General features: G+C 45.2%; 1 pseudogene. It reads left to right on the top strand.

Features of this window, described 5'->3' with window-relative positions:
* Window positions 1–270: pseudogene (locus A3766_RS31010) on the top strand (dihydroorotase); the annotation flags it as partial.

Here is a 270-nt window from a genome sequence, read left to right on the forward strand (position 1 = left end):
CTGCAGTTTCAGCCTTGAACGAGCTTTACCCGGTTTTTGAGGCAATGCAAGCTTGCGACATGTTATTACTGATTCACGGTGAAGTGACCTCTCATGAGGTTGATATCTTTGATCGGGAAAAGTTTTTTATTGAACAACACCTAGCCCCTATCACCGAAAAATTTACCGAGCTAAGAGTTGTTTTTGAGCATATCACAACCTCTGAAGCTGCTCAGTTTGTACAAGCAGGCTCAGACAAACTGGCCGCAACGATCACTCCCCAACACCTGC

The organism is Oleiphilus sp. HI0132, from assembly GCF_001635845.1.